Source organism: Neorhizobium sp. T7_12, assembly GCF_002968535.1.
Taxonomy (GTDB): domain Bacteria; phylum Pseudomonadota; class Alphaproteobacteria; order Rhizobiales; family Rhizobiaceae; genus Neorhizobium; species Neorhizobium tomejilense.
Genome location: NZ_PVBK01000008.1, coordinates 127639 through 140049, shown reverse-complemented (window position 1 = coordinate 140049; position 12411 = coordinate 127639). Strand labels below are relative to the sequence as shown.

At 58.2% G+C, this 12411-nt stretch carries 5 protein-coding genes; 4 read left to right on the top strand and 1 reads right to left on the bottom strand.

Translation table 11 applies throughout. From position 1 onward, the window contains the following. On the top strand, window positions 1-786 hold the full coding sequence (locus tag C5J26_RS18670) for a response regulator transcription factor (protein WP_105403112.1): 786 nt from the start codon (window positions 1-3) through the stop codon (window positions 784-786). Between the two features lie 392 nt (window positions 787-1178). On the opposite strand, the gene C5J26_RS18665 is transcribed toward C5J26_RS18670, so the two are convergent. Next, entirely contained in the window at window positions 1179-2387 is a 1209-nt protein-coding gene (locus tag C5J26_RS18665; protein ID WP_245441198.1) for a hypothetical protein, read from the bottom strand. Window positions 2388-3022: 635 nt separating this feature from the next. On the opposite strand from C5J26_RS18665, the gene C5J26_RS18660 reads away from it, so the two are divergent. The 3 genes from C5J26_RS18660 to C5J26_RS18650 all read left to right on the top strand — a co-directional run bounded on the left by C5J26_RS18660 (window position 3023) and on the right by C5J26_RS18650 (window position 12408). Further along, window positions 3023-6226, top strand: coding sequence for a DUF5801 repeats-in-toxin domain-containing protein (locus tag C5J26_RS18660; protein WP_105403110.1), 3204 nt, complete (start codon window positions 3023-3025; stop codon window positions 6224-6226). Further along, window positions 6223-10536: a cadherin-like domain-containing protein gene (locus tag C5J26_RS18655; RefSeq protein ID WP_105403109.1), complete on the top strand. Its 4314-nt coding sequence runs from the start codon at window positions 6223-6225 to the stop codon at window positions 10534-10536. Before C5J26_RS18660 ends, C5J26_RS18655 begins: the two co-directional genes overlap by 4 nt. Window positions 10537-10968: 432 nt before the next feature. Beyond that, window positions 10969-12408, top strand: coding sequence for a TolC family outer membrane protein (locus C5J26_RS18650; protein WP_105403108.1), 1440 nt, complete (start codon window positions 10969-10971; stop codon window positions 12406-12408). Window positions 12409-12411: the final 3 nt, after the last annotated feature.

Sequence of the window (12411 nt, the reverse complement as noted above, 5' to 3'; positions counted from 1 at the left end):
ATGAGTTCCACACCAAGCGGCTACAGCCGTTCTCCTGCTGTGGCAGAATCCTTTCGCATTATGAATGACATCCCAAAGCTCGCTGAAAGAGATGATCGAGGCAGTGAGGGAGTAAACCACGACGGATGCCTTGTGATCATCGACGCGAGAGCGCTTGATCGCGAATGCCTTGCCAAAGCCCTTATCGGGCGTGGCCTCGAGATGGATGTCTGCGCTGTCGGCTCCATCGACGAATGGAAACTAGAAAAAGATCTCTATCCGCCTGTCCAGGCCGTTCTGTTCAATATCGGCGGCCGAAAGGCCGACGATGCCGCACTTGCGACTGACATCTCGAAATTGACGGCCGAGTTCAAGTCGCCGCCGATCATCGTGCTTTCCGACTCCGACGACCTCGCCCAGGTGGTGAAAATGTTGGAATATGGGGCTCGAGGTTTCATTCCCTCTTGCGTCGGCATCGGCGTCTGCGTGGAAGCGATCGGCTTGGCCGTTGCCGGCGGGATCTTCGTTCCGGCAAGCAGCGTCCTCTCCATGCGGCACCTGGTCACCGCTGCGACGTCGGCGGCGGAACACCGGCCACTTTCGGGAATGTTCACGCTGCGCCAGGAAGCGGTGGTCGAAGCCCTTCGCAAGGGCAAGGCCAACAAGATCATCGCCTACGAGCTCAACCTGCGGGAAAGCACGGTCAAGGTCCATATCCGCAACATCATGAAGAAGCTGAAAGCGACGAACCGCACCGAGGTCGCCTACAAACTCAATGACCTCTTCCCATACGGAGCGGCCAACTAGCCGTTCGTCGGTCGGTTGGCGGACCGACCCGAGATATCACGGCTGCGAAGTCGAGCCTTCGCAGCTGCGTGAAGGGACACCATAGAAAACCACGTCAGCGCTGACAGGGGCGTTGCCGCGGCAATGCCTCCCGGAGCGACGAACTCTCGACATGGATGTTTGTCGGCTGGCAACCGTGCATATGTCATGCACTTGGCGAAAGACATGAGAACGGCGCAGCGCGCAGGTTCCGAACATCGACAGTTTATCTGTTCATCTTCCATCTGACAGTCGGGTGATGCCGGAAAGGGGTCCGGTGTGCCGCGACTGTGAGATCGCCCCCTCGTGTCCCGGCAAATCAGGTTCGGTCATCCAGGCTCGGACAGATATCCCGCGTGGGATGGACGAAGGAGCTAACGCGCTGGCCTTGGCAGGGCGTTCCAATTCGGATCCGGCCAGACGAAGGGGTTGCCTCCGGGGGCCGGCTGGGTTTCGGCAAAATAGCTCTGGCAGCCACCCGCCTCGTTCGGTTCGCCGACATGCACCCAGAAGCTTCGGCAGACTTTTTCGACGACGACGCGCCGGCATTCTGCCATGCTCGGCGGGTGCAAGCTTTCCTGCTGCAGAAAATCTCGGGTGACCGCCCATGCAATCTTCTGCAACTCCTTCGCAAGGTCCCGGGGCACGGTCGGAGGCGCCGCGGCGCCCTCGGGCGACTGGCGATAGATTGAGGCGTAGTGGACCGCAGCTACGAAATAGACGCCTATATCGGTCAGATGGACCTCGTCGCGGAATATCCGATCGAGTTTTTCCGTGGTGCTTCCGGTAAAACCGATAATCTTCCCGTCAAGTGTCCTTTTCACCAATTCCACGAGAGCCGTTCCGGCAGGCACGACGGAAAGATTGGCCGGTCGCCTTTCAGCTCGCAGTGTCAGCTTCACTTTCTCCGCTACGCATTGCCATACGACCGATGCGTTCGTCTCGTGTTCCAACCAGGGCTGCGGATTGTTCTTGTCGACGCCAAGCCAGGTGTGGACATAAAGGGTTCGGCCTTTCGGGTTGCCGTCGAGAAGGCGGTCGTGAAAATGGCGCAGGTAGGCAATCGCGTTTTCCCATACGATCATGTTTAGCAAATTGTGGTTTTCCGCTGCGACAACGGTGTCGTAAGGGCGCCCCGTGGTGATGCGCCGCGGGCGAAGCAGTTCCTCGACGACATCCATCTGGTCGCCGTTGCGGTTTTTCCCGTACCTATATCCGGCCCAGCTGAAATCCTGGTCGTACTCACCTCGTGTCCGATACCTCAGCGGGGATCCAATGACGATCTGCTGCTCCCAGGCAATATTCTTGCCGCGGCTTTTGGCAATCATCTCGACCCAGTTGGCCAGGGGATTATCGATCAAGCTATGTCCGGTGAAAAGAACCTGCGCGGAGTTCTGTGGGGCATCGCCCGGTGTGATTTCCTGCGAAGACGCCACGCCGGACAATAGCCATGCCAAGGACAAGATGACGGTACGCATCGCTGTCATAAGAGTTCCACCTTGAATGAGCGCGAGAACAACTTTGGCGGACGGAAATACGGCCTGGGAGCATAAACGCCGGGGATCCTGTCCAGCATCATGCACAAAAGGCGTAGGCCTTACCGTAACGGCGATGCGGCCGTCTGGCCGAATATCCTTATGGGGAGGCGGGGCAGCACTTGCCCGACCAGCTCGCCATCACCGCGTTCTGTGGCAAGTCGAGAAAATTTTATTAAATTTATACAGTATATATGGGTGGCGCTTCTCTGTTGCGGCAGTAATTCCTTATGCCGAAAGCTATTCGCAATTCCTTCGACCGTCTTGCAGGCGTTTCGGAAAGCAAATCAAAGGTTTCTGGTCCCATTGATTCTCCGGTTATAGCTTGGCCGGCCTATTTGGCGTCCATGTCGAGTGTGCTGCCGTCATGGCCGGGGGCGGGCTTGAGAACCGAATCAGGTTCCCCGTCGCAGACGAATCGATCGCCCAAGGCGCAAGGTCATTCGGCCAAGGCGCGTCTCTTGTCGTAACAACCGCCTCGGATAACTCTTTGGAAACCATGTTTTGCGGCCGATTGGGGCAAGATGTGTGGCTTTAATACGTCTTCCGCCGCCCCAGTTAACCTTCTGTCAATAAATCCGTTCCCGACACATAACCGGCTATATCGCGAAGGTTAAGGAAGTCTTGCTTTATATTTGGGGGCGGAGTTGATTGCGGCACAGTTTTTATTGGGGGTTAGAGTCATGTCCGTTGAAGATCCGCGCCTGTCGAACATCTCGGAAGAAAATCTGACTGAGAATTTCTCGTCGGAAATCCAGGAAGAGATCGCAGCCTCTTCTACGCCTTCTCCGATCGAGCATGAGATCCAGGTGGCGCAGGCCGGTGATGGTCGCACCCCGACGACGGGCCGCGTCCCGACCGATCCAAATGCGCCGGCCGCTGCTCCAGCAGCCCCGGCTGCGGAAGTGACCCCGGACGTCAACAACATCGTTCATCTGGCGACGAGTGTATCGATCGACGATATCCGGGTCGACGGCGCAAACCTGATCCTGGTGCAGGCGGACGGAACCGAGATCGTCATCGTCAACGGCGCGACCAAGATCCCGACGATGCTGATCGGCGAGGTGGAGGTACCCCAGCAGGTGCTCTTCGCCGCCCTGGAAGACAGCGGCATCAACGTCGCAGCCGGCCCGGACGGATCGTTTAGCGCCAGCGGACGCCCGGACAGTTCCGGCGCTGAATTCGACGACTCGATCCAGGGGAGCCAGAACGGCCCCATTCAGCTGGCCTCGCTGCTCGGCGATACGGAATTTGGCGATGGCGGAGGGCTTGACGACCGGACGGCGGCGGACGATCAGCCGGACGCCTTCGACATGGGTTCGCCGTTCATCTTCGCCGAATCGGTTCTGGCCGATGACGTTATCGGCAACGAGACGATCACGGGCACGCTCGGTTTCGACGGCGGTGACGATTTCGGCATTGTCTCCTCGGTGAATTACCAGAGCACTTTCGATATGGCGGAAGGGACCGGCAGCGGTGTTGCCGCGCCGCTCACGTCCGGCGGTCAGGCCGTCACGGTATCGACCTCGGCTGACGGCCTGACGGTCACCGGCACGATCATCGTCGGCGAGACCACGGTCACCGTTTTCACGCTGACGGTCACCAACCCGACCACCGGCGCCTTCACCTACACGCAGTCGCAGCCTCTCGACCATCCGGATCTCGGTGAGATCGGTGCCGATGACGCCCTGCGACTGAACTTTACGTTCACGGTCACAGACAAGGATGGCGATTCCGATACCGGTTCGTTCTCGATCGAGATCGGTGATGACGGCCCGGTGGCATCCGGCGCGAAGGTATCGGCCACTGCCGACGAAGACGACATCTCCAACCTGCTGTCGTCCGGCACGCATCCAAACGATGGAACCGCCGACGGTTCCACCTCGGACTTCTCGTGGATCGGTGTGGGCGATGCGGCGACCGTGTCCGGCTCGATCGCCTCGGTCGTCGCCTTCGGCGCTGACGGCGCAGCAGCCGGCGGCGGTTTCGGTTTTGTCACCGATGCAGCGGCCAAGATGCAGGCGCTGGCCCTGACCTCGAAGGGTGACACGCTCTCCTATGCGATGGTCGGCGACGCCCTGGTGGCCTATGTGAATGTCGCCGGCGGTGCCGGCATCGGTTGGGGCGACCGGCCGGTCTTCTCCCTCACCCTCGATCATACCACCGGCGAATTTACCTACCAGCAGTACGACCAGCTCGACCACGTCACGGGCCAGACCAATGCGCTCGACAACGGAACCCCTGAGGGCCTGTCCGCCATCGACTTCGGCGCGGTGATCCAGGCGACCGACGGCGATGGCGACCAAATCGGCCTCGGCGGCAAGTTCTCGATCACCATCACCGACGACGTGCCGGAAATCGCGATCTTCACCGATAAGACGGTGACGATCGACGAAACGTCCGGCCTTTGGGACGATAACATCAACGCGGGCAGCATCGGCAGCCTGTTCGCCGGCGTTGACAACCTTGGCGTGGACGCCGATCTCGGCGGGCCGATCTATGCCCGCGACGACGTAGTCGATATCTCGGTCAAGGGTGGTGCGGACGACAATGTCTCCACTGCACTGACCTTACGGGTCGACGGCGGAAACGGCATTAATTCCGGCCTGATGACCACCGATGGTGCCAAAATCTATCTGTACCTGGAGGAAGAAGTCGTGGTCGGCCGCGTTGGCGGAGCCAACGGGATGGCGGCCTTCGCGATCGCCATCGACGACGACGGTCGCGTCAGCGTGGCGGAATATCTGTCGCTGAAGCATCCGAACAATGCCTCTTCGGATGAGGGCGTCAATCTCTTCGGGAAGATCTCCGCCGTTCTGACCGCCACCGATTACGATGGCGACGTGGTCACCAAGTCGGTTTCGATCGGCGACAGGATCGCCTTCGAGGACGATGGCCCGAGCATCGACGTTTCGGCGGGCTCGGACACGAATGTCGTTCTGAAGACGCAGGATGGGGATACGATCGGCAGCAACACGGACACGGCGACCAGTTCGGCGGCGTTCGGCAGCGTGTTCTCGATCGCCTCGCAGTCCCACGGGGCAGACGGCGCCGGCTCCGTTTCGGCTCTCAGCTACCAGCTCGGCCTCAACGGTTGGAACGGTGCGGATTCCGGCCTTGACAGCAACGGGCAGCAGATCAACCTGTTCCTGATCGACGGCGTTGTCTACGGTTCGACCACGACTGTGCTCGGCCAGGCGGTTTCGAAAGCTGTATTCTCCATTTCAGTCGATACATCTGGCGTGGTGACGCTGACCCAGCATGGCGAGATCGACCATGCCGGCCCCGGTTCGTCGTCCTCGTATGAAAGCCAGGTCACCGCACTGGCCAACAACCTGGTGAAGCTCACGGCTTCTGCGACCATCACCGATGGCGACGGCGACACCAGGACCGACAGCGCGATCATCGATCTGGGCGGCAACATCCAGTTCGCCGATCATGGCCCGAGCATCGACGTTTCGGCGGGCTCGGACACGAATGTCGTTCTGAAGACGCAGGATGGGGATACGATCGGCAGCAACACGGACACGGCGACCAGTTCGGCGGCGTTCGGCAGCGTGTTCTCGATCGCCTCGCAGTCCCACGGGGCAGACGGCGCCGGCTCCGTTTCGGCTCTCAGCTACCAGCTCGGCCTCTATGGTTCGAACGGTGCGGATTCCGGCCTTGACAGCAACGGGCAGCAGATCAACCTGTTCCTGATCGACGGCGTTGTCTACGGTTCGACCACGACTGTGCTCGGCCAGGCGGTTTCGAAAGCTGTATTCTCCATTTCAGTCGATACATCTGGCGTGGTGACGCTGAACCAGCATGCGAGATCGATCATGCTGGCGATGCTTCTTCCTCATCTTATGCATCTCAGCTTGCTACACTGGCCGACAACCGGGTGAAGCTCACGGCTTCTGCGACCATCACCGATGGCGACGGCGACACCAGGACCGACAGTGCGATCATCGATCTGGGCGGCAACATCCAGTTCGCCGATCATGGCCCGAGCGTGTCCATCAGCGGTGCAACGAGCGTTGCTGAACTGAGCGTGCTGGATGGCAGTTGGGCAAAAGATTTTGGTGCGGACGCCACGGGCGGCTCCACAGTGGTTGCCTTCAACGGTGCGAATTATGCGTTTGGCCAGGCGATTGACACCGGCAAGGGCACGCTGACCGTCAATGCAGATGGAACGTGGCACTTTGTTGCCGCCGCCAACCTTGACAACGATCTCGCGCAGACGGTGACCTTCTCCCTGAAGGTGACGGATGGCGACAGTGATTTTGCCACCGACGACCACACCATTGCCATCAGCGACGGAACGAACCCGTCACAATCTGGCTCGGGTATCACGTTGACGCTCGACGATCAGAACCTTGCCGATGGCACGACACCCTCTGTGTCCGACTCTGCTTCGAGCACGGTCTCCTTCACTGCAGGCTCGGATGCGCTGACGACTTTTGCGTTTGCAAGCGACATGGCGTCCCTTGGCGGAGGTCTGACCTGGATGCGTGTCACCGATGCGTTGATCGAAGGCTACGACGGTGGCGGGGTTAAGATCGTAACTCTGGCGCTCTCCGCTCCGCTATCGATCGCGGTAAACCAGACAGGTTCTGTCACGGTGACTGCAACGCTGGTCGATAATTACGACGCGCATTCGGGTATCGCCGATGACCTGAAGGCTCTGGGGAGCATTGGCGTCGTTGCCGGCGATCATGATCAGGATAGCGTCACGCAGATCGTTACCTTGCAGGTCTCCGACGATGTGCCGAATGCGAACAACGATACCGATACAGCCGGCACCAACCCTTCGGCCGCGGGCAATGTGATCAGCGGTTCCGGGACAACCAGCGACGGCGTCGGCGATGATATTCCGGGTGCCGACGGTGCAAAGATTGCCGGTCTGTCGGGTTACAACGGATCCGTCGATAACGACGCCAACGGCGGATTCAGCGTGGCCGGACAATACGGCACCCTGGTGATGCAGGAAAATGGCGATTATACCTATACCCGCACCTCCAATGCGGCGGGTACGGATACGTTTACCTACACGCTGAAGGATGGCGACGGCGATACCGACACGGCAACGCTCGCGATCAACCTCGATGCGATTGTGCCGGCAACTCAACCGCCGGCCGGCACGAACAAAACCATCCAGATCGTCGAGGATGTGACCTATGTCTTCAAGGCAGCCGATTTCGGTTTCTCGGATCCGGACCAGCATGCCTTTGCGGGCGTGACCGTCAATGTTTCTACGACTTCGGCCGGCCAGCTCATGCTGGGCAATACCGAGATCACTGGTTCGCTGTTTGTGACGGCAGCGCAGATTGATGCGGGCATGCTGACTTGGGCGCCGAAAGATGATGTGCGGGGATCCTCTGGCGACGCCAGCTTCACCTTCTCGGTCAGGGATTCATCCGGCGCTTCGGATGCGGTGCCGAATACGATGACGATCAATATGGATAACAGCAATTATGACGACTACGGAGATCCCTCACCGTATTCGTTTGGCGTAGGTACTCCTTTCGACAATCTTTCGGTGAGGGGGACGACAGATAACCAGGGTGATTGGATAAACGTGAACTCCGGTGGAGTAAAATTGTCCACGTTGAACTTCATGCGCTCGCATAACAATATGGAGATCGTTTTTGGTGACGCTGCCGCAAGCCGGACAATCACGGCGATCGACCAATTTACCGATGCCCACGCCGTCGAGGAGATCAAATTCGGTGGAGCGTCTTACGCGGGGTATTCATTGGGCTATGACTATTACAACATTCAATCGGGTCTGAGCGGTGGAAATGGCAATTCCAACGACATCGTTGCGGGCTCTGCGGCATCTGAGACGATAACCGGTGGCAGCGGAGAGGATCTGCTGTTCGGCAATGGCGGGATAGACAATATCAGCGGTAATCAGGGCGATGATCTCATCGTCGGTGGGTTGGGAGCGGATTCTCTGTTCGGCAACCAAGGCGACGATACATTCGTCGCCGACCAGGAGGACGCTGTCATCGATGGTGGGAGCGGTTTAGGCGAAATCGATACGCTTGCACTCTTTGCTGATTTTGAAAGCAGGGACGACGCTCAGATCGTCGACATTGAGCAGGTGAGGCTCTTCAACGCTGCAACTCTCGACCTGACGAACCAGAGCGAAGGTTTCGTCATCAACGGATCGGAGTTTGCCGACAGCATTAAAGGCAGTGGTGGCGACGATACCATTTACGGCGCCGGCAACGACACGTTGCTAAGCGGCGGCGGCGGAACGGACACGCTGAAGGTACGCTCTAATTTTGCGAGTTCCGGCGACGGTCAGATAATCGGTATCGAGAAGATTGAGATGGCCGACAACGGTTTGCTCAACATTTCGAACCAAACGGAAGATTTCACCATCACCGGCTCGGGTAGCGGCGACATGATCACCGGCGGTTCCGGCGCTGACAGCATCAGCGCTGGCGGCGGCGACGACACCATTTACGGCGCCGTCAACGACACCCTCCTTGATGGCGGCACTGGCGCGGATACACTGATGGTGGCTGGCGGCTTCACCGATGTAACGTTGGGGAATAGCGGTATCGCTAATCTTCAGACCGTAACCATGACTTCGGCCGGTAGTCTTAATCTAGGCAAGCAAAGCGAGAATATCACGATTAACGGCACAGCCAATGTCGACACAATTACCGCAAGCCAGGGCGGCGGGACGGTAAATGCCGGAGCAGGTGGCGATAAGGTCGTTATCAACGCAGGTGTCTTGTCGGATAAGACATGGACAGTGAACCTTGGCGCTGGTGACGCCGCATCGGATACGCTTGTATTCAATCATGACACCGTTGAGGGAGGGCGCAGCACTTTTGCAACGGTTAATGGCTTCAGGACGGGTTCGAATTTTGACAAGATCGTTATCAAGGTAGGCGGTAACGATGTTTATGATGGATTTAATTTCGGCCAGATCATAAGTACTAACAGTGACATATCAAGCACCACAAAGGTGATCGCGCTGCTTAATCCGAGCTTTGTGAGCTCTGATCTCAACAACGATACAAGCACTTCGTCTGGTTCGTTGAAGGCGATTATTGCTAGTGCAATCGATGACATCGGCGCTGGTACTTATGTCGTTGTTATCTACTCGAATACTAACACGGGTGGCGGTAATCCTGCTGATGCCGGTATCTATCTGATGACCATAGGCAGTAGCATTAGCAACGGCGGTGATCTGGCGGCAAACACCTCAGGTTTCACCCTCGACCACATCATGACGATCGATAACGTTGGCTATGGTAACCTGAGTTCTAGCCATTTTACCACCGGTGGCACCGACCCCATCATCCTCGATCTCGACCGCAACGGCTTCGCCTTCACATCCGTCGATGACGGCGTGAAGTTCGACATCGATGCCGATGGCCACAAGGATCAGGTGGCCTGGACCAAGACCGACGGCATCCTTGCCTATGATGTCGACGGCAATGGCAAGATCGACAACGGTTCGGAAATCTTCACCCCGAACTTTGCCGGTGGCACCCATGCCGGCGGTGTGGCGGCGCTTTCGACGCTTGACGTCAATCATGACGGCAAGATCGACGCGTCCGACACGGGCTTCGACAAGCTGCTGGTCTGGCAGGATGCCAACGGCAATGGCGTCAGCGACGAGGGCGAGCTGAAGGGGCTGAACGACTACGGCATCACCGGCATCTCGCTCGATGCCGACAGTGCGGAAGGTTATATCGACGGTCAGTCACTGTTTGCTGAGGGCTCGTTCACCTACGCAGACGGTTCGACCGGCTCCTTCGTGGAGGTCGGGTTCGACACTCTGTTCAGCGATGCGCCCGACCACGTGCTGGTCGGAACGGATGGTGACGATATCCTCGCCGCCATGCCGGGCCTGACGCAGATGACCGGCGGTGCCGGCGCGGATACGTTCGTGCTCGATCCTTCGGCCCTGCACGAACTCGACATGGCCGACATCATCACCGACTACAAGTCGAACGAAGGTGATGCGGTCGATGTTTCGAAGCTTCTCGACACCCTGCTTGGTCATCAGGCAACGGGTGAAGAGGCTGCCGCGAATGTTCGCACCACGATTGCCGGCAACGACACGACCGTCAGCGTCCAGGTCGCGACCGACAGCTGGAAGGATGTCGCCGTGCTTCAGAATCACACAGAAGCCGTCAAGATCCTCTTCGACGACGACAAGCACTCGGCCAACATCTCGCACGTATAAAGTGAAGAGTGTTGCAAGCTGGAAACCAGAGAAAAGGCGCGCAAGCGCCTTTTCTTGTTTAAGTAATGTCTTGCTAAACAATTTGAACGGCCAGCGACTGTTCTAGATTTATACAATTGGCAGACGTGGAGCGCGTGTATCGCCATACCGGAAAGAGCAGATCTCCATGTGTCCCGGCGGCTACACAGGAGGTAAATGTATACGCCTGTGGAAACGGACGGAATTATCTACTTTTACGTCCAATCGGTTGGTTTTATGAATTTTTTGTTAAAAAACAAATGGATGGATGGTTTCAATTTGGTAATTAACCCTAGAACGATGAATATCGGAAGCAGGCTTGGGCCGCTGAATTAGAAATGATAATACTTCCCAACGAAATCGCCGCAGTATATGAATGCCGAGATGGGATTTTAATCGGCGAGGGGCTTCCGATTGTTTAAGAGCACAAGAATTTTAGCAACGCTGTTGGCGACTGTAGCCTTGGGAGTTGTGTTTAGCGCACCTGCCAACGCGATGACGCTCGATGAGGCGGTAGCAAAGACTCTCAAAACCAATCCGCAAATCATGCAGGCGGTAGAAAACCGTGAGGCAGTCGAGTTTGAGCTGCGGCAGGCGCGAGGTCTTTATCTTCCTTCGATAGATTTGCAGGCAGGTGTAAGTCGCCGTAGACTGTCCAACAGCAGTACCGGAACGCTGACCCGCGACTACGAAAACTTCAAAGGCTCGGATACGAGCCTGACGATTACTCAAACGTTGTTTGACGGCGGCAGCCGCCGCTCCCAAGTGGAGCAGCAGGCATCGCGCGTTGATGGCGCTTCGTTCCGCGTTGTTGAGCGGTCCGAGTCGCTGGCTCTTCAGGTCACTCAAGATTATCTCGAGTATATCCTCCAGTCCAAGATCGTCGGCATCGCCCAGCAGAACGTCGCTGCCCACAACCAGATTCTCGGCGATATCGGCGCCAGCATCCAGGGCGGTGCCCTGACCGACGCCGACCGTCTGCAGGGCCGTGAGCGCCTCGAGGCGGCACGGGCCCGGTTGCGCGAAGCCCAGGAAGAGCTGGAACTCACGAAGATCCGCTTCCTGAAGACGGTCGGAGAGCCGATCGGTCCGGTCAAGGTGCCGGTGTCGCTCGCAAAGTTCATCCCGAAGACGCTCAACGATACGATCTTCATCGCCAAGAAGAACAGCCCGCAGATTCACGCGGCCGATGCCGATGTCGATGCGGCTGATGCCGGTGTGCGCGGTTCGCGCGCCAATTATCTGCCGAAGGTCGATCTTCAGGGTAGCGCACGTGTCGGTAACGACATCGATGGCAACCAGGGCAATACCAACGACGTTCAGGTCGGCGTCACCGCCCGCTGGAACCTCTATCGCGGCGGTATCGACCAGGCGCGCGAGCAGGAGCAGATCCGTCGCGCCAGCGAACAGCGTTACGGTCTGGCGCAGGCCCATCGCGAAGTTGAGGAGTCCATCCGCTCCGCATGGAACGAGCGCAGCGGCCGCGGCGAGTTGTCGACGATCCTGGCGCGCCAGTCCTCGACGAACGGCAGCCTCGTTTCCTCGTATCGCGAGCAGTTCAAGGTCAATCAGCGTTCGCTTCTCGACGTGCTGGATGCCCAGAACACCCGTTTCAACACCAGCATTCTTGCGGAAACCGCACGATTTGCTTCGCTTTTCGCCGAATACAAGATCTTGGCCGCATCGGGCAGCCTGCTTCAGTCGATGAAGCTGAAGCCCGTCGGTCAGGCTGAGGCGTATGCCCGGAATGAGTTTGCTGTCCCGGGTGGCGTCACGAATCCTGGCTATGTCGAAGTTGACTCCCGTCAAAAGGCTGGCATGCCCATGGATCTCCTGGCGCCGATCCGACAGTAACGG

Excerpts from the sequence above, each read along its gene's own strand:
- C5J26_RS18660 (WP_105403110.1), top strand. The coding sequence starts at position 3,023 with ATGTCCGTTGAAGATCCGCGCCTGTCGAACATCTCGGAAGAAAATCTG.
- C5J26_RS18670 (WP_105403112.1), top strand. The coding sequence starts at position 1 with ATGAGTTCCACACCAAGCGGCTACAGCCGTTCTCCTGCTGTGGCAGAA.